The organism is Ramlibacter paludis (assembly GCF_022012305.1).
Taxonomy (GTDB): Bacteria; Pseudomonadota; Gammaproteobacteria; order Burkholderiales; family Burkholderiaceae_C; genus Ramlibacter; species Ramlibacter paludis.
Genome location: NZ_JAKLTM010000007.1, coordinates 159,120 through 176,427, shown reverse-complemented (window position 1 = coordinate 176,427; position 17,308 = coordinate 159,120). Strand labels below are relative to the sequence as shown.

Here is a 17,308-nt window from a genome sequence, read left to right as displayed (position 1 = left end):
TCGTCGCGTCACAGAAGTGCCGACGAACTGTCAGGGTTAGCATGAAACACGCTGTCAAGCACATTCATTTCGTCGGCATAGGCGGCGCCGGCATGTCCGGCATCGCCGAGATCCTGCGCAACCTCGGTTACCTCATCTCCGGCTCCGACCTGGCCGACACGCCGGTGCTGCGCCGCCTGCAGGGCCTGGGCATCCAGACCTTCGTGGGCCACGCGGCGGCCAACGTGATCGGCGCCGATGCCGTCGTCACGTCGACCGCCGTGCAGCAGGACAACCCGGAGGTGATCGCCGCGCGCAAGCGCAAGATCCCGATCGTGCCGCGCGCCATGATGCTGGCGGAGCTGATGCGCCTGAAGCAGGGCATCGCCATTGCCGGCACGCACGGCAAGACGACCACCACCAGCCTGGTGGCCAGCATCCTGGCCGAAGGCGGGCTCGATCCCACCTTCGTGATCGGCGGAAAGCTCAATAGCGCCGGCGCCAACGCCAAGCTGGGAAGCGGCGACTACATCGTGGTGGAGGCCGACGAATCCGACGCCTCCTTCCTGAACCTGTTCCCGGTGATGGCGGTGATCACGAACATCGACGCCGACCACATGGAGACCTACGGGCACGACTTCAACAACCTGAAGAAGGCCTTCCTGGACTTCCTGCACCGCATGCCTTTCTACGGCACGGCGATCCTGTGCACCGACAGCGAAGCGGTGCGCTCGATCATCCCCGACGTGCAGTGCCCGGTGACCACCTACGGCTTCGACGACGAGTCGCAGGTGCGCGCCGTCGACGTGAAGGCGGTGGGCGCCCAGATGCACTTCACGGTGCAGCGGCGCAACGGCGTCACCTTGCCGGACATGCACGTGAAGTTGAACGCCGTAGGCCGGCACAACGTGCTGAACGCGCTGTCGGCCATCGCGGTCGCGGTGGAACTGAACATCCCGGACGACGCGGTGGTGAAGGCGCTGGGCGAATTCCGCGGCGTCGGCCGCCGCTTCCAGGGCTACGGCGACGTGCAGGTGCCCGCGGCCAACGGCGGCGGCAAGTTCACCGTGATCGAGGACTACGGCCACCATCCGGTGGAGATGGCCGCCACGCTGGCGGCCGCGCGCGGGGCCTTCCCGGACCGCCGCATCGTGCTGGCCTTCCAGCCGCACCGCTACACCCGCACGCGCGACTGCTTCGAGGATTTCGTGCGGGTCCTCGGCAACGCCGACGCCGTGCTGCTGTCCGAGGTGTATTCGGCCGGCGAGGAACCCATCGTGGCCGCCGACGGCCGTTCGCTGGCGCGCGCGGTGCGCGTGGCCGGCAAGGTGGAGCCGCAGTTCGTGGGCGACATCGCCGGCATGCCGCAGGCCGTGCTGGACATGGTGCGCGACGGCGACGTGGTGATGTGCATGGGCGCCGGCTCCATCGGCGGCGTGCCGGCCAAGCTGGTGGAACTCGGAGGTGCCGCAGCATGATCAACCAGGACTTCGGCAAGGTGGCCGTCCTCATGGGCGGCAAGTCGGCGGAGCGCGAGGTGTCGCTCATGTCGGGCAGCGGCGTGCTGAAGGCGCTGCAATCCAAGGGCGTCGACGCCCATGCCTTCGACCCTTCCGAGCGCGACCTCGTGGAGCTGAAGAAGAAGGGCTTCCAGCGCTGCTTCATCGCGCTGCACGGCCGCTTCGGCGAGGACGGCACGGTGCAGGGCGCGCTGGAGCTGCTCGGCATCCCTTACACCGGCTCGGGCGTGATGGCTTCGGCGATCTCGATCGACAAGGTCATGACCAAGCGGGTCTGGCTGGCCGAGGGCATCCCGACCCCGAAATACACGCTGCTGCGCCGCGGCGCCTACAAGCGCGACGAAGTCATCAAGATCCCCGACGACCTGGGCCTGCCGCTGATCGTCAAGCCGGCGCGCGAAGGTTCGTCCATCGGCGTCGCCAAGGTGGAAGGCTACTCGCAGATGCAGGAAGCGGTGGAAGCCGCCGCCGCGCTGGACGCCGACGTGCTGTGCGAGCAGTTCGTCTCCGGCGACGAGGTGACCTGCCCGATCATCGGCACCGGCGCCGACGCGCGCGCGCTGCCGGTGATCCGCATCGTGGCGCCCGAAGGCAACTACGACTACCAGAACAAGTACTTCACCGACGACACGCAGTACCTGGTGCCCTGCGGCCTGCCCGCGGGCGAGGAAGCGGCGATCCAGGAGATCGTGCTCAAGGCCTACCGCGTGCTGGGCTGCCGCGGCTGGGGCCGCATCGACGTGATGATCGACGCGAAGACGCGCCAGCCTTCGCTGCTGGAGATCAACACCTCGCCCGGCATGACCGGCCACTCGCTGGTGCCGATGTCGGCCCGCGCCGCCGGCATCAGCTACGAAGACCTCTGCGTGCAACTGCTGGCTTCGGCCGCGCTGGACCACCAATGAACGCCACGCTGCCCCAGCCGATGGACGTCAAGCTGATGAACCTCACCGCTTCGGTGCTGTTCGCGGCTTGCGCCCTGCTGCTGGCGGCGGCGCTGGGCTGGTGGGCGCTGCGCAACCCGCTGTTCGCCATCGGCGGCATCACGGTGCTGGGCGACACGGCGCACAACAACGTGGCCACGCTGCGCGCCAACGTGGCACCGCGGCTGGCCGGCAACTTCTTCACCATCGACCTGAAGAAGGCGCGCGAAGCCTTCGAAGCCGTGCCCTGGGTGCGGCAGGCCGTGGTGAAGCGCCAGTTCCCGAACCGGCTGCGCGTGGTGCTGCAGGAGCACGAGGCCGAGGCCTTCTGGGGCGCCGATTCCGAGTCGCACCTGGTCAACACGCACGGCGAGGTGTTCGAGGCGAATGCGGGCGACGTGGAGCAGGACGGCTTGCCGCGCCTGGTGGGGCCCGAGGGCACCTCGGCGCAGGTGCTGGCGATGTATGCCGCGCTGAAGCCGATGTTCGACACGCTGGACCTGGGCATCGACCAGCTGGCGCTGACCGGCCGCGGCGGCTGGACGCTGCACCTGGACAGCGGCGCGGTCGTGGAACTGGGACGGGGCACGCAGGACGAAGTGCTGGCGCGCACGCAGCGCTTCGCGCGCACGCTGACGCAGGTGACGTCGAAATACAACCGCCGGCCGGAGGCGCTGGTCACGGCGGACCTGCGGCACGCGGACGGCTACGCGGTGAAGTTGAGGGGAGTCGTCACGACGGACGTGGCGGCCAAGAGGAACTGAGGAAAGAAAGAGGATGGCCAAGGACTACAAGGATCTCGTTGTCGGGCTCGACATCGGCACCGCCAAGGTGATGGCGGTCGTGGCCGAGGTCATGCCGGGCGGCGAACTCAAGCTCGCCGGACTCGGCGTGGCGCCGTCCAACGGCCTGAAGCGCGGCGTGGTGGTGAACATCGACGCCACGGTGCAGAGCATCCAGCAGGCGCTGAAAGAGGCCGAGCTGATGGCCGACTGCAAGATCACGCGCGTCTACACCGGCATCACCGGCAGCCACATCCGCGGCATCAACTCCAGCGGCATGGTGGCCGTGAAGGACCGCGAGGTGACGCCGGCCGACGTGGCGCGCGTCGTCGAGACCGCCCGCGCCATCAACATCTCCACCGACCAGCGGCTGCTGCTGGTGGAGCCGCAGGAATTCGTGATCGACGGCCAGGACGTGAAGGAGCCGATCGGGATGAGCGGCATCCGGCTGGAAGCCAAGGTGCACATCGTCACCGGCGCCCAGAGCGCGGCCGAGAACATCATCAAGTGCGTGCGCCGCTGCGGCCTGGAGGTGGAGCAGCTGCTGCTGAACCCGCTGGCCTCCAGCCAGGCCGTGCTGTCGGACGACGAGAAGGAGCTGGGCGTGGCGATGGTCGACATCGGCGCCGGCACCACCGACGTGGCCATCTTCACCGGCGGCGCCATCCGGCACACCGCCGTGATCCCGATCGCCGGCGACCTGATCACCAGCGACATCGCGATGGCGCTGCGCACGCCGACCAAGGATGCCGAGGACATCAAGGTCGAATCGGGCTGGGCCAAGCAGCTGCTGGCCGACCCGGAAACGCAGGTCGAGGTGCCGGGCCTTGGCGACCGCGGCCCGCGCATGCTGTCGCGCCAGGCGCTGGCCGGCGTGATCGAGCCGCGCGTCGAGGAGATCTTCTCGCTGGTGCAGCAGGTGATCCGCGAGTCGGGCTACGAGGAGGTGCTGTCCTCCGGCATCGTCATCACCGGCGGCAGCGCCGTGATGCCGGGCATGGTGGAACTGGGCGAGGACATCTTCCTGAAGCCGGTGCGCCGCGGCGTGCCGCGCTACAGCAGCGCCCTCGCCGACATGATCGCGCAGCCGCGCGCGGCCACCGTGATGGGCTTGCTGGAAGAGGCGCGGCTCGCGCGCATCCGCGGCCAGAAGGTCGCGCTGCAGCACGGTTCGATGAAGACGGCCTTCGGCCGCATCAAGGATTTCATCGTGGGGAACTTCTAGCCATGAGTCCCTACAAGTTGTGGCTGGCGCGCGGGAGTCCACCGCGCAGGCGCAGAAAGGAGCGATGTCGGTGCACCGAATCACCACTCCCGCGTTAACGACACACCAACAAGACAAGTCAGTGGCAACTGCAACGTAATTCCAGGAGCATGCAATGAGCATCGAAATGATCGAAGTCGAAGAGTTCCACCAGGGCACCCAGATCAAGGTGATCGGGGTGGGTGGCGGCGGCGGCAACGCCGTGGCGCACATGATCGAGCGCAGCGTGCAAGGCGTGGAATTCATCTGCGCGAACACGGACGCGCAGGCGCTCGCCCGCAGCTCCGCCCACAAGCACATCCAGCTGGGCGGCAGCGGCCTGGGCGCCGGCAGCAAGCCGGAGAAGGGCCGCGAGTGCGCGGAGCTGGCCGTGGAGTCCATCCGCGAAGCCATCTCGGGCGCGCACATGCTGTTCATCACGGCCGGCATGGGCGGCGGCACCGGCACCGGCGCGGCTCCCGTGATCGCCCGCGTGGCGAAGGAAATGGGCATCCTGACCGTCGGCGTCGTCACCAAGCCGTTCGACTGGGAAGGCGGCCGCCGCATGACCAACGCCGACAACGGCCTGGCGGAGCTGGAAGCCAACGTCGATTCGCTGATCGTGGTGCTGAACGAGAAGCTGCTCGAGGTGCTGGGCGACGAGATCACCCAGGACGAGGCCTTCGCGCACGCCAACGACGTGCTGAAGAACGCCGTGGGCGGCATCGCGGAAATCATCAACGTGCCGGGCCACGTCAACGTGGACTTCGAGGACGTGCGAACCGTGATGGGCGAGCCGGGCAAGGCGATGATGGGCACGGCGCTGGCCTCCGGGCCGGACCGCGCGCGCATCGCGGCGGAACAGGCCGTGGCCTGCCCGCTGCTGGAAGGCATCGACCTCTCCGGCGCCAAGGGCGTGCTGGTGTTGATCACCGCGGCCAAGGGCAGCCTGAAGCTGTCCGAGTCCAAGCTGGCGATGAACACCATCCGCGCCTACGCTTCGCCGGACGCGCACGTGATCTACGGCACGGCCTACGACGACGAGCTGGGCGACCAGGTCCGCGTCACGGTCGTGGCCACCGGCCTGTCGCGCCAGGGGCAGCAGCGCCGCACGGCGCCCCCGCTGCAGGTGCTGCGCACCGGCACCGACAACGTGCCCTTCAACGTTCCGACCATCAACAACGCCATCGCCGGCCCGGGCGCCATCGTCACCCGCGAGATGCAGGCGGCCGGCGTGCAGGCCCCGCAGCCGGATTACGGCGGCATGGCCGTGCCCAGCGTGTGGCGCACCAACCGCACCCAGGCGGCGGCGAAGGTCGACGCGCTGTCGTCGGGCGGCATGGACGATTTCGAGATCCCGGCATTCCTCAGAAAACAGGCTGATTGAGCCATCACTAAAAATTCGCGATGCGAATCTTTAGTGGTCTGAACAGCGTGAAGGGGACCGGCGAAGCCGGATCCCCTTCACGAGGGAGGCTGGTCTGCACGATGTTCCGACCAGCCTGATGCCGCTAGCGGGGAGGAAACACCCTGAAGTGTCGCTGGACCGCGCGGAATATCATGCAGCGCGGTCCCCCTTGTGACGAGGATCCGGCTTTGCCGGGCCTCGTCACACATGCTGGACAACTCAGAAAAATCGCATCGCGATTTTTCTGAGTTAAGAGTCTCTCCGAGGGAAGAAGCTTGGGGCGGGTCACGGGGGCCCGCCCTTTTTTACGTCCGCTTCACACCCGCTTGACGTGACAGGCCCAGGCTCAGCCGATGGGCTCACGCTATCAAGGTCATACGGAAAAGGCAGGCGGCGGACGGGACTGGCCCTTTAAAATCCCCCGCATGCTGCGCCAACGCACCCTCAAGTCCCTGACCAAGGCGGTCGGCGTGGGCCTGCACAGCGGCCAGCGGGTGGAACTCACCCTGCGCCCGGCCCAGCCGGACACGGGCATCGTGTTCCGCCGGGTCGACCTGCCGCTGCCGGTGGACATCCCGATCTCGGCGCAGGCCGTGACGGATACCCGCATGGCGTCGACCATTTCCAACGGCGGGGCGAAAGTCCAGACCGTGGAGCACCTGATGTCGGCCTGCGCCGGCCTGGGGCTGGACAACCTGTACGTGGACATCACAGCCGACGAAGTGCCGGTGCTCGATGGCTCCTCCGCTTCCTTCGTCTTCCTGCTGCAGTCGGCCGGCATCGAGGAGCAGAACGCACCGCGCCGCTTCATCCGCGTGCGCCGGCCGGTGGAAGTCCGCGAAGGCGAGGGCGACGACCTGAAATGGGCGCGGCTGGACCCCTTCCACGGCTACAAGCTGTCCTTCGAGATCGATTTCGCCCATCGCGTGATCAATTCGACCGGCCAGCGCTACGAGTTCGATCTGAGCTCGGGCCGCTATTCGCGCGACATCGCCCGTGCCCGCACCTTCGGCTTCACCAAGGACGTCGAGATGATGCGCTCGCGCGGCCTGGCGCTGGGCGGCGGCATGGACAATGTCATCGTGATGGACGACTACCGGGTGCTGAACTCGGAAGGGCTGCGCTACGACGACGAGTTCGTGAAGCACAAGATCCTGGACGCCATGGGCGACCTGTACCTGGTCGGCAAGCCCTTGCTGGCGGCGTACAGCGCATTCCGCTCCGGCCATGCGCTGAACAACAAGCTGCTGCGCGCGCTGCTGGCCGACCAGGATGCCTTCGAAGTCGTGAGCTTCGGCGACGAGCGCGAAGCGCCGGCCGGTTTCGCGATGCCGGCCCGGGCCTGGTAGCAACCCCACCACGCGCCGCTCAGTGCGCGCGCCCGTCCCGGTACATCCCCGTCGTCTTCTTGCCCAGCGCGGCCGCGGTCGCGATCCGCGCCATCGCCGCTCCCGCGTGCGCGTGGGTGATCGCCAGCCCCAGCGCATCCGCCGCATCCTTGCCGGGCAGTCCCGGCAGCCGCAACAGGCGCTTCACCATCTGCTGCACTTCCGCCTTGGCGGCCCGGCCGGTGCCGGCCACGGCCTGCTTCATTTGCAACGCGGTGTATTCCGCCACCGACAGGTCGCAGGCGACCAAAGCCGTGACGCAAGCGCCGCGCGCCTGCCCGAGCAGCAGCGTGGCCTGCGGGTTCACGTTGACGAAGACGATTTCCACCGCGGCGGCATCGGGCTGGTAGCGCGAACGCACTTCCTTGATGCCCTCGTACAGCACCTTCAGGCGCGCGGGCAGGTCGCCGCGGTCCAGGTGGGTGGTCTTGATGGTGCCGCTGGCCACGTACTGCAGTTCGTGGCCGTCCACATCGACGACGCCGAAGCCGGTGGTCTGCAGGCCGGGGTCGATGCCGAGAATGCGCATCGCCGCAGTGTACCCGTGGGCTGTAAGCGCAATGAGGTACAAATGCGGCTTTTCCGACACCGATCGAACATGTCCACAAGACGCTTCGTGTTGGCGCTCGTGCTGCTGGTTACCACCGGCCTCGCCTTCGCCCGCAATTCCACCCCGCCCGCCATGCGCCTGGGCGACGGCGTCAAGCCGCTCGCCTACGAACTCGCGCTGAAGATCGATCCGCGCAAGGAGCAGTTCGAAGGCCGCGTCGAGATCGACATCGAGGTCGCGCAGGCGCGCGACTTCTTCTGGATCAACGGCACCAAGCTCACGGTCGACAGCGTGGTGCTGACGTCCGGCGGCCGGCGCTTCCAGGGCAAGGCCCGGATCCCCGACGACTATTTCATCGGCCTGCAGTTCGACCGCCCCGTGCCGGCCGGACGCGCCCGGCTCGCGATCGCCTTCAAGGGCCGCATGTCCAACGACGAGACGCGCGGCCTGTTCCGCCAGCAGGACCTGGGCAACTGGTATGCCTTCACGCAGTTCGAGACCGACCACGCGCGCCGCGCTTTTCCGAGCTTCGACGAGCCGCACTGGAAGACGCCCTGGACCGTGACGCTCACGGTCCCGGCCGGTGATACGGCGGTGGCCAACGCGCCCGCCGTCGGCGAGCAGCCCGCCGGCAAGGGCTGGAAGCAGGTGCGCTTCGCGCCGACCCAGCCGCTGCCCAGCTACCTCGTCGCGCTCGGCGTCGGCCCCTTCGACATCGTCGACGGCGGCAAGGCCGGCATGAAGCAGACGCCGCTGCGCTACATCGTGCCCAAGGGCCGCGCCGCGCAGACGCGCTATGCCGTGAAGACGACGCCGCGCCTGGTGGAACTGCTGGAGAACTACTTCGGCATGCCGTATCCCTTCGACAAGCTCGATTCGATGGTGATCCCGATCACCACCAACTTCGGCGCGATGGAGAACCCCGGCCTCATCACCTACCGCTCGGGCCTGCTGCTGGCCACGCCGGACCGCGAGGACGAGCGCTTCAAGAAGGCCTATGCCGGCGTCGGCGCGCACGAGATCGCGCACCAGTGGTTCGGCGACCTGGTCACGATGAAGTGGTGGGACGACATCTGGCTCAACGAATCCTTCGCCACCTGGATGGCGCGCAAGGCCGTGCTGCAGTTCGAGCCGTCGTGGGAGCCGCACGGGCAGCGCGCCGAGGAGCGCCAGTCCGCCTTTGCCGCCGATCGCCTGGCCACCGCGCGCAGCGTGAGCCGGCCGGTGGAAACGCGCAACGACCTGGCCGGCGCCTTCAGCCGCATCACCTACCAGAAGGGCGGCTCCATCCTGTACATGTACGAGTCGGTGCTGGGCGAGGCGCGTTTCCAGGAAGGCGTGCGCCGCTACCTGAAGCGCCATGCCTGGGGCAACGCGTCGGCGGACGACTTCTTCGCGGCGCTGGCCGATGGCGACGCGCAACTCGCTTCCGGCATGGCCGGCTTCGTGCAGCAGCCGGGCGTGCCGCTGGTCGATGTCGCCGTCGCTTGCAGCAACGGGGAAGCGACCGCGACCTTGCGCCAGCAACGTTTCGTTCCGGCCGGTGCCGCGGCCGGCAGCGGCCGCTGGGCCATTCCCGTGTGCCTGCGCGCCGAGGGCGCCACGCAGCCCGCGTGCACCGTCCTGCGCGAGCAGCAACAGGCCTTTGCCCTGCCCAAGGCCGGCCAGTGCCCTGCCTGGGTGCTGCCCAACCCGGGCGGCACCGGCTACTACCTCGCGCGCATGGATGCGCCGTCGCTGCAGAAGCTCGCGCGCGCGCCGCTGTCGCCGCCGGAAGCGATCGGCCTGCTCGGGGAACAGGTGACGCTGGCCCATTCGGGCGCGCTGCCGCTGCCGGCCTTGCTGGAGCTGGCCGGCGCGATGGCTCACGACCCGCGGCCCGAGGTGGCGACCGCTGCCGCCTATGCGGTGGCCGACCTGCATCCCGCGCTGTTCGCCGGCCGCGAGGCGGCGCATGCGGCCTGGATTCGCGAGAACTTCGGGCCGCTGGCCGCGCGCCTGGGCTGGGTCCCGCAGCGTGACGAGCCGGATGCCGTGCGCAGCCTGCGGTCCGTCGTGCTGCCCCTGGTGGCGGACCTCGGCGACGACCAGCAATTGCGCGCGCAGGCCAAGCCCTTGGCGCAAGCGTGGCTGGCAGGTGACCGGGAGCGCCTGGGCGCTTTCGGCAAGCGCGTACTGGTGCTGGCCGCGCGCGATGCCGACGAGAAGCTGTTCGACAGCTACCTGGCGGCTGTCCGCGCCGCGCAGGATAGCCGGACGCGGCTGGACATCCTGTACGCGCTGGGCGGCGTGCGCGCGCCGGCGCTGCAGCAGCGCGCCTTCCAGCTGCCGCTGGCGGATCCGCTGGACGTGCGCGAGACGCTGGAGGTCTACGACGCGGCGGGCGACGATCCGCGCACCGCGCGCGCCATGTTCGAATTCGTTCGCGCCAACGACGCGGCGCTGGCGAAGCGCCTGCCGGAAGAGATCCGGGCCCGCATGCCGCGCTGGCACGAGCACCTGTGCAGCGCGGCCGACCGCGATGCGCTGAAGGCTTTCTCCGTGGGCGACAAGCTGAAGCTGCCGGGGGCGAGCTACACGCTGGCGCAGACGCTGGAAGCAGTGGAGCTGTGCACCGCCAACGTGGCTTGGCAGGCGAAAGCGGCGGGGCGCTGAGGCGGCGTCAGCCGCTGAAGTACCACCGCACCGAATGAAAGAAGATCGGCGCCGCGAAGCAGAGCGCATCGACCCGGTCCAGCAACCCGTTCGCGCCCGTCACTGAAACGCGATTGCCCCAGGCCGTCACGCCGCGGTCGCGTTTCAGCGCCTTCATCACCAGGTGGCCCAGGGTGCCCGCCACGCAGGCCACGAACGCCATCCCCAGCGCCTGCCCCGGCTTGAAAGGCGTGATGAAGGACAGCATCGCGCCGACCGCGCTGCCGGCCAGGATGCCCAGGCCCGCCGTCTCCCAGTTGAAGCTCGCGCTCACCGCCGGCAGGCTGGGCGGGCGCTTCATGCGCCGCGCCAGCAGGTGCTGCAGCAGCATGCAGCACTGCACCACCAGCACCAGGAAGAAGACCAGGAAGGCCTGCTTGCCCGCGTAGTTGCGGCCCGGGAACTCCAGCAGCATCAGTGCCGGCACGTGGCTGGTGCCGTAGACGCACACCATGATGCCCCACTGCAGCTTGGCGTTGCGCTCCAGGAAGCGCTGCGGGTCGCCGGAGATCGCGCTCACCGCCGGCAGGGCCAGGAACACGTAGACCGGCACGAACACGGTGAACAGGTTGAAGTGCCGCGTGGCCACCAGCCAGAACTGGATCGGCAGCACGACGAAGAAGGCCAGCACCAGGCTGCGGTGGTCGCCGCGCCGCGTGGGCGAGAGGGTGATGAATTCGCGCAGCGCGAAGAAGGCGATCAGCGCGAACAGGATGGTCGCCATGGCCTCGCCGGTCGCCCAGGCCAGCCAGAAGACCACCACCATGAACCAAGACATGCCCAGCAGCCGGCGGAAGTCCGCCAGCTCCGCATGCCAGGCCGCGTCGTGCGCGTTTTCGCTCTGGCGGAAGGTGAGCAGGAAGGCGCTGACGCTCGCGACGACCAGCAAGCCGAACACGACGAGGAAAAGGGCGGCGACCTGTTCGCTGGAATTGAGGCTGCGCAGGTAAGCGTTTATGGCGTCAGACCTCGCGCAAGGCGATCACCGCGGCCCGGGCACGGTCCAGGAAGGCGCGCCGCTCTTCGCCTTCCCCCAGCCGGATCGGCGCGCCGAAGGTCACCGAGCAGAGGATGGGCACGGGCACCACTTCGCCCTTGGGCATGACGCGCTGGATGTTGTCGATCCACGCGGGCACCAGCACCGCCTGCGGGAAGCGCTGCGCCAGGCTGTACAGGCCGGACTTGAAGGGCTGAGGCTCCTCGCCGTGGCCGCGCGTGCCTTCGGGAAAGATCACGATCGAGTCGCCGCTGGCGAGCGCCTCCACCAGCGGCTGCAGCGGGTCCTCGTCGCCCTTGCGTTCGCGGTCGACGTAGACGGCGTTGAAGACGGCGGTGGTGATCCATTGCCGCAGCGGCGTCCTGGTCCAGTAGTCCTTGGCCGCGATGGGCCGGGTGATGCTGCGCAGCTCCGCCGGCAGGGCCGCCCAGATCATGACCAGGTCGGCGTGGCTCTGGTGGTTGGCGAAGTAGATGCGCTGTTCCGCCTTGGGCGGGCAGCCGTACCAGCGGGCCTGCGCGCCGGTGAGCACGCGCACGAAGGCCAGCAGGAACAAGCCCAGCGCCTTTGCCATCAAGGGCGAGATCTGGCGCTTCAAGGCAACTCAGCGTCGCGCATGCGCGCAACGATGGTGGACGCGCGGCCGGCAATGTAGGGCGAGCCGGGCATCTTCTCGAAGCGCTTGGGCTGCGGCAGCATCACCGCCAGCCGCGCCGCCTCGTAGGGCGAGAGCCGGCTGGCGCTCTTGCGGAAGTAATGCTGCGAAGCCGCTTCGGCGCCGAACACCCCTTCGCCCCATTCGACGTTGTTCAGGTAGATCTCGAGGATGCGCTGCTTGGACAGCGTGCGTTCGAGCGCCATGGTCAGCACGAACTCCTGGCCCTTGCGCAGCAGCGTGCGCTCGCCGGACAGCAGCAGGTTCTTCGCCAGCTGCTGCGAGATCGTCGAGCCGCCGACGATCTTGGGCGGCCTGGCATTCGGGCGGAATTGCGAGCGCTTGGCCGCCGCTTCCTCGGCTTTCGCGTTGCGACTCCAGGCCTTCTCCAGCGCGTCCCAGTCGACGCCGTCGTGGTAGACGAAGGTGCCGTCCTCCGAGGCGATCACCGCGCGCTTGAGGTTGTCCGAGATCTGCTCGTAGGGAACCCAGCGCTGCGTCCAGGGAAGCCGGTGCTTCTCGACCGCGATGCGCCAGGCCTCGGACCGCTGGAAGGTGGTGGACTCGGGGTCGACCACGGCCATCGCCGCGATGCGCAGCACGAAGAACAGCTGCAGCGCCAGCACCGCCAGCAGCACCAGTCCCAGCCAGCGCAGTGCCGCCTTCACGCCCGCTCCAGCTCCGCGCGCAGCTCGCCCAGCACCTGGGCCGAAGGCGGGCGAACGCCGCGCCACACGTGGAACGCTTCGGCGGCCTGTTCCACCAGCATGCCCAGGCCGTCGCGGCCGATCGCGCCATGCTCCGCCGCCCAGCGCAGGAAGGAGGCGGCTGCGGGTCCGTACATCATGTCGTAGGCGAGGGCCCGCGGCTTCAGCACGCCGGCCGGGACCGGAACGGCGACGCCTTCCAGGCTGGTGGCGGTTCCGTTGACCATCACGTCGAAGGCGCCGCGCACGCCTTCGAGCGTGGTGGCTTCCAGTTCGACCTCATTTGCGGCAGCCAGCGTGGCATGGCGCAACACCAGCGACTGCGCCTTGGCCAAAGTGCGGTTGGCCACGACCACGCGGCGCGGCCGCGCTTCGAGCAGTGGGCCCAGCACGCCGGCCGCGGCGCCGCCGGCGCCCACCAGCAGCAGGTCGCGGCCGGCAAGCGGGACGCCCGCGTTGTCCTGCAGGTCCAGCACCAGGCCGATGCCGTCGGTGTTGTCGCCCGAGATGATTTCGCCGTCGAAACGCAGGATGTTGCAGGCATCGGCGAGCGCCGCCCGCGCCGTGCGGTGGCTCACCAGCGACGCGGCCTGGAACTTGAAGGGCACGGTGATGTTGCAGCCCCGGCCGCCTTCGGCGATGAATTCGCGCACTGCGGCGGGAAAGCCGTCCAGCGGGATCAGGCGCTTGCCGTATTCCATGGCCTGGCCGGTCAGGGCGGCAAAGCGCGCGTGGATCCACGGCGACTTGCTGTGCTGCACGGGATTGCCCATGACGCAGTAACGGTCCACGGCAGTTGGCCTTCAGCGGCTGGTGAGGTTGGTCTCGAGCACGTCTTCGCGCGTGAACTTGAAGCGCGAGACGACGACGATCTGGTCGGCCTTGCGCCGCATCGCGTCGTTGAACTTGCCGAAGGGGGCGGCGGCCTTGGCGATGTAGGCGGCGCGCCGGTCCAGCGTCAGGTTGCCGGAGCTCTCCACCACTTCGGTGTCCAGGATGCGGCCGTCGTGGTTGACGGTGACGATCATGGTCAGCTCGCCGTACAGCTTGCGGCCGGACAGCTCCGGGAAGTTGCGGGTGCCGCGCTCCTCGATGCGGCGGCGCAGGCCGTCGTAGTAGACGGCGTAGACCTCTTCGCGCGTGGCCGGGCTGATGTAGCGCTTCTTGGGCCGGGCGTTTTCCTCGTTGATGCGCCGTTCGATCTCGGCCAGCAGCTTGGTCAGGTGGCGCCGCTTCTCTTCCTGCGCGGAGTTTTCCGGGTTCTGCGCCGCCAGCTTGGGGTCGGCCGGCGGCATGGAGGCCAGCGTCTTCTTGACGTGCGCGAGCATCAGCATCTGCTGCTCCTGCATCGCGTCGATCTTGCGCTGGGCGTCGTCGGCGGCATCGCCCACCTGCATCAGGGCGGAGGGTGGCAGCGGCGAGGTGGCGCGGCCCTTTTCGGCTTCGCCGCCGCCGGCGAGGCTCGCCTGGGCGATCGCCTGCGCCTTGTCCGGCTTCTCGTTGCTGCGGGCGTTGACCAGCACCACCTCGAGCGGGGTGTCCTGGAAGACGCGGTTGAAGCCCTCGGGGTCGACGATGCGCACCGTGAACAGCGCGGCATGGACGGCGAATGAGGCGCCCAGTGCGATCTGCAGGGTGCTGAAGGACTTCAAGTTCAAGGATGGTTAACCGGCCGCGGGCGCCGCCACCGGCGCTCCCGTTTCATCCTCCGAAGTGTCCGTGACATCCATGGCAATGGCAATCGGACCGGCCACCGTTTCGTCCTCGCTGTCGCCTTCTTCCGACGCCGGTGCGACCGGTGCCGCATCCAGGCGGGCCACCACGGTGCCGGAGACGTCCAGCGTGATCAGGTCGATCGCGCCCAGTTTCACGCGCACGCGGCTGCCGCGCGGCAGTTCGCCGCCGCCCAGGACCGGCAGGACGAGCGGCAGGGTGTCGGCGCGCGCCAGGCCTTCCTTGAAGACCGTGGCCTCGATTTCCTGCACGCCGTTCTGCTGCAGCCAGCGCAGCGTCCAGAAGCGCTCCATGCCGGCCTGGTTGGCGTTGTAGGCGCTGTAGGCAGCGTCGAAGCCGGAAATGATCGAGAACAGTTCCGCGTCCTTCGGCTTGAAGGGCGCGGCCAGCGCCGCGGTGCGGCCGTGGCGGGCGGCAGCGATGATCTGCCACTGGTTGACCAGGTCGGTGTAGCGGCGCAGCGGCGAGGTGCTCCAGGCATAGGCCTTGACGCCGATGCCCGCGTGCGGCGCGACCTTGGTGCCCATGCGCACCTTCACGCCGGGCGCCAGGCTGGCCTGGCTGCGGTAGATGGCCGGGACGCCGACGTCGGCGAGCCACAGGCCCCAGGTGCTGTTGGCGAGGATCATGGCCTCGGCCACGATCAGGTCCAGCGGCGCGCCGCGGCGGCGCACGGTGATCTCCACCGTTTCGTCGCCGCCCGGTTCGCCCGCGCCCGCGTCGGGGAGGCGGAAGTTGTAGTCGGGCCGGTTGAAGGTCTCGGGCTTGCCGCGAACCACTTCGCGCTGCGCCTTCAGCTGCTTCGCCAGGCGGAACAGGAAGGAGAGCTCGCTGCGAAAGCGCGCGGCCGGCGCGGGCACGTCGGGGCGCTCGAGCGAAGCGTCTTCCAGCCAGGCTTCGTCGAGGTGCGCATCGAGCTGGTCGTGCCGCAGGTTGGCGGCGATCGGCACCCGCTCCAGGCGCGTCTCGTGGGCCTTCACTTCCAGCGTGGCTTCGTCGAACTGCACGTAGAGCGACACGGCGGGACAGTCGCGCCCTTCGAGCAGGGTGTAGGCCTGCACCACGTCGTCCGGCAGCATCGTGATCTTGTAGCCCGGCATGTAGACCGTGGACAGGCGCTGGCGCGCCAGGTTGTCCAGCGGCGTGCCGGCCTGCACGGCGAGGCCCGGCGCGGCGATGTGCACGCCGACCGTCACGGTGCCGGTGCCCAGGCCCTGCACCGAGAGCGCGTCGTCGATCTCGGTGGTGCTGGAGTCGTCCACCGAGAAGGCCTGCACGCCGGCGAGCGGCAGGTCGTCCTTGATCGCCGGGGCGGTGACGGGCGGGAAGCCGGTGCCCTTGGGGAAGTGCTCCAGCAGGAAGCGCTTCCAGTGGAACTGGTAGGGCGAGGTGATCGCGCCAGCCTTCTGCAGCAGCGCCAGCGGCGCCGTCTGCGTGTTGCGCGAGGCTTCGACCACGGCCTTGTACTCGGGCGCGTTCTTGTCCGGCTTGAACAGGATCTTGTACAGCTGGTCGCGGATGGCCGGCGGGCAGCTGCCGGCGGCCAGCTCGGCGGCCCAGGCGGCGATCTGCGCCTGCAGCTGCTTTTTCTTCTCGATGCCGGCCAGCGCCTGCTGCAGGATCTCGGCGGACGCCTTGCGGAAGCGGCCCTTGCCGGCGCGGCGGAAATAGTGCGGCGCCTCGAACAGGCGCAACAGCGCGGCCGTCTGCTGCACCAGGCTGGCGTTGGCGCTGAAATAGTCGCGCGCGAGGTCGGCAAAGCCGAATTCCTCCTCGGGCGCGAATTCCCAGGCCAGGTCCAGCTCGATGCTGGGGGCAAGCGCCTGCGCGTCCCGCAGCAGCTCGGCGGGACTGGGCTTCTCGAACTTGAGCAGGATGTTGGCGGCCTTCACCTTGACCCGCTTGCCGCTTTCCAGCTCCACCTGGGACGAGGATTCGGCCTCCGACAGCACCCGGCCCGCCTGGAACTTCCCGGCTTCTTCAAACAACGCGAACATGGGGTGGATTGTCCCATGCGGGTGCGGACCGGCCGCGCGCGAGCCGTCAGGCCAGTTTCAGGAAGGCCAGCACCGCGTCGATGTGCTCGTCGAACTCCGAGATCGCGTGGTCGCTGCCTTCGAGCAGGCGGGTGTGCACGCCGGGGTAGCGGCCGGTCATTTCACGCCAGTGCAGCACCTCGTCGCCCTTGGCGATGATGGCGAAATAGCGCTCGGGGTGCGCCACCGGGCCACGCTCCAGCGCCCGCAGTTCCCCGACGTATTCCGGGGCAAAGTAGAAGTGCTCCTGCGGGTCGTGCCAGGCGGTCTGCTCGCCGATGTACTTGGCGAGGTCGCGCGCCGGATCCACCGCCGGGTTCAGCAGCACGGCGCGGCAGCCCGTGTCTTCGGCGACGCAGGTCGCATAGAAGCCGCCGAGGGACGAGCCGACCACGGCCATCCGCTCGCGCGGCCAGTCGCGCGTGCCGTCGCGCAGGAGGTCCATGGCCGCGCGCGGCGAGGGCGGCAGCTGCGGGCACCACCAGTGCACCGAAGGATGGCGCTGCCGCACCGACTCGGCCATGCGCTGCGCCTTGAAGGAGCGCGGCGACGAGCGAAAGCCGTGCAGGTAGAGCAAATGCGTGGTCGTCATCCCTCGGATGGTAGAGGGCCGGAGGATTGTGGGCGCCGCCGATCTCGGCGAAACTCGTTCCAAGAACAGAAACAATACCGAGGGCATTTTCGTGTGGGAG

At 68.8% G+C, this 17,308-nt stretch carries 15 protein-coding genes and 1 pseudogene; 7 read left to right on the top strand and 9 right to left on the bottom strand.

What is annotated here, in order from left to right; genetic code table 11:
• The first annotated feature begins 41 nt into the window (after positions 1-41).
• The 6 genes from murC to lpxC all read left to right on the top strand — a co-directional run bounded on the left by murC (position 42) and on the right by lpxC (position 7,204).
• Positions 42-1,457: a UDP-N-acetylmuramate--L-alanine ligase gene (gene murC / locus LZ009_RS21415; RefSeq protein WP_275700010.1), complete on the top strand. Its 1,416-nt coding sequence runs from the start codon at positions 42-44 to the stop codon at positions 1,455-1,457.
• The gene (locus LZ009_RS21410; protein ID WP_275700009.1) at positions 1,454-2,404 is read left to right on the top strand and encodes a D-alanine--D-alanine ligase; all 951 of its coding nucleotides are present in this window, start codon (positions 1,454-1,456) and stop codon (positions 2,402-2,404) included. Before murC ends, LZ009_RS21410 begins: the two co-directional genes overlap by 4 nt.
• Positions 2,401-3,186: a cell division protein FtsQ/DivIB gene (locus tag LZ009_RS21405; protein ID WP_275700008.1), complete on the top strand. Its 786-nt coding sequence runs from the start codon at positions 2,401-2,403 to the stop codon at positions 3,184-3,186. The genes LZ009_RS21410 and LZ009_RS21405 overlap by 4 nt, the downstream gene beginning before the upstream one ends.
• 13 nt (positions 3,187-3,199) lie before the next feature.
• A complete protein-coding gene (ftsA, locus tag LZ009_RS21400) occupies positions 3,200-4,429 on the top strand; it encodes a cell division protein FtsA (protein WP_275700007.1) in 1,230 nt (409 codons plus the stop codon).
• A 154-nt stretch (positions 4,430-4,583) separates the two neighbouring features.
• Positions 4,584-5,834: a cell division protein FtsZ gene (gene ftsZ / locus LZ009_RS21395; RefSeq protein WP_275700006.1), complete on the top strand. Its 1,251-nt coding sequence runs from the start codon at positions 4,584-4,586 to the stop codon at positions 5,832-5,834.
• A gap of 446 nt (positions 5,835-6,280) precedes the next feature.
• Positions 6,281-7,204 carry a UDP-3-O-acyl-N-acetylglucosamine deacetylase gene (lpxC, locus tag LZ009_RS21390; RefSeq protein ID WP_275700005.1) on the top strand — a complete coding sequence of 308 codons (924 nt, stop codon included), beginning with the start codon at positions 6,281-6,283 and terminating at the stop codon, positions 7,202-7,204.
• Positions 7,205-7,223: 19 nt separating this feature from the next.
• Here lpxC and ruvC read toward each other — a convergent pair whose 3' ends face one another.
• Positions 7,224-7,772 (bottom strand): crossover junction endodeoxyribonuclease RuvC, encoded by a 549-nt coding sequence (gene ruvC, locus LZ009_RS21385; RefSeq protein ID WP_275700004.1) that lies wholly within the window; start codon positions 7,770-7,772, stop codon positions 7,224-7,226.
• Positions 7,773-7,841: 69 nt separating this feature from the next.
• Here ruvC and LZ009_RS21380 point away from each other — a divergent pair, with 69 nt between their 5' ends.
• Entirely contained in the window at positions 7,842-10,448 is a 2,607-nt protein-coding gene (locus LZ009_RS21380) for a M1 family metallopeptidase (RefSeq protein ID WP_275700003.1), read from the top strand.
• Positions 10,449-10,455: 7 nt separating this feature from the next.
• On the opposite strand, the gene LZ009_RS21375 is transcribed toward LZ009_RS21380, so the two are convergent.
• From LZ009_RS21375 to LZ009_RS21345, 8 genes and pseudogenes are all read right to left on the bottom strand, one after another.
• On the bottom strand, positions 10,456-11,445 hold the full coding sequence (locus LZ009_RS21375) for a phosphatidate cytidylyltransferase (protein ID WP_275700080.1): 990 nt from the start codon (positions 11,443-11,445) through the stop codon (positions 10,456-10,458).
• Between the two features lie 4 nt (positions 11,446-11,449).
• Positions 11,450-12,058, bottom strand: a complete 609-nt coding sequence (locus tag LZ009_RS21370) for a lysophospholipid acyltransferase family protein (RefSeq protein WP_275700079.1) — start codon at positions 12,056-12,058, stop codon at positions 11,450-11,452.
• A 20-nt stretch (positions 12,059-12,078) separates the two neighbouring features.
• On the bottom strand, positions 12,079-12,807 hold the full coding sequence (gene mtgA, locus LZ009_RS21365; protein WP_275700002.1) for a monofunctional biosynthetic peptidoglycan transglycosylase: 729 nt from the start codon (positions 12,805-12,807) through the stop codon (positions 12,079-12,081).
• Positions 12,804-13,619: a shikimate dehydrogenase gene (aroE, locus tag LZ009_RS21360; protein WP_430300408.1), complete on the bottom strand. Its 816-nt coding sequence runs from the start codon at positions 13,617-13,619 to the stop codon at positions 12,804-12,806. Before aroE ends, mtgA begins: the two co-directional genes overlap by 4 nt.
• A gap of 30 nt (positions 13,620-13,649) precedes the next feature.
• The gene (locus LZ009_RS21355; RefSeq protein ID WP_275700000.1) at positions 13,650-14,498 is read right to left on the bottom strand and encodes an energy transducer TonB; all 849 of its coding nucleotides are present in this window, start codon (positions 14,496-14,498) and stop codon (positions 13,650-13,652) included.
• A 2-nt stretch (positions 14,499-14,500) separates the two neighbouring features.
• Positions 14,501-14,572 carry a hypothetical protein gene (locus LZ009_RS24365; RefSeq protein ID WP_430300407.1) on the bottom strand — a complete coding sequence of 24 codons (72 nt, stop codon included), beginning with the start codon at positions 14,570-14,572 and terminating at the stop codon, positions 14,501-14,503.
• Between the two features lie 472 nt (positions 14,573-15,044).
• Positions 15,045-16,577, bottom strand: a pseudogene (locus LZ009_RS21350) (ribonuclease catalytic domain-containing protein); the annotation flags it as partial.
• Between the two features lie 46 nt (positions 16,578-16,623).
• Positions 16,624-17,208, bottom strand: coding sequence for a YqiA/YcfP family alpha/beta fold hydrolase (locus LZ009_RS21345; RefSeq protein WP_275699998.1), 585 nt, complete (start codon positions 17,206-17,208; stop codon positions 16,624-16,626).
• Positions 17,209-17,308: the final 100 nt, after the last annotated feature.

Bases quoted from the DNA above. Each gene is read 5' to 3' on its own strand.
- murC (WP_275700010.1), top strand. From the start codon at position 42: ATGAAACACGCTGTCAAGCACATTCATTTCGTCGGCATAGGCGGCGCC.
- LZ009_RS21410 (WP_275700009.1), top strand. From the start codon at position 1,454: ATGATCAACCAGGACTTCGGCAAGGTGGCCGTCCTCATGGGCGGCAAG.
- LZ009_RS21405 (WP_275700008.1), top strand. From the start codon at position 2,401: ATGAACGCCACGCTGCCCCAGCCGATGGACGTCAAGCTGATGAACCTC.
- ftsA (WP_275700007.1), top strand. From the start codon at position 3,200: ATGGCCAAGGACTACAAGGATCTCGTTGTCGGGCTCGACATCGGCACC.
- ftsZ (WP_275700006.1), top strand. From the start codon at position 4,584: ATGAGCATCGAAATGATCGAAGTCGAAGAGTTCCACCAGGGCACCCAG.
- lpxC (WP_275700005.1), top strand. From the start codon at position 6,281: ATGCTGCGCCAACGCACCCTCAAGTCCCTGACCAAGGCGGTCGGCGTG.
- ruvC (WP_275700004.1), bottom strand. From the start codon at position 7,772: ATGCGCATTCTCGGCATCGACCCCGGCCTGCAGACCACCGGCTTCGGC.
- LZ009_RS21380 (WP_275700003.1), top strand. From the start codon at position 7,842: ATGTCCACAAGACGCTTCGTGTTGGCGCTCGTGCTGCTGGTTACCACC.
- LZ009_RS21370 (WP_275700079.1), bottom strand. From the start codon at position 12,058: ATGGCAAAGGCGCTGGGCTTGTTCCTGCTGGCCTTCGTGCGCGTGCTC.
- aroE (WP_430300408.1), bottom strand. From the start codon at position 13,619: ATGGGCAATCCCGTGCAGCACAGCAAGTCGCCGTGGATCCACGCGCGC.
- LZ009_RS21345 (WP_275699998.1), bottom strand. From the start codon at position 17,208: ATGACGACCACGCATTTGCTCTACCTGCACGGCTTTCGCTCGTCGCCG.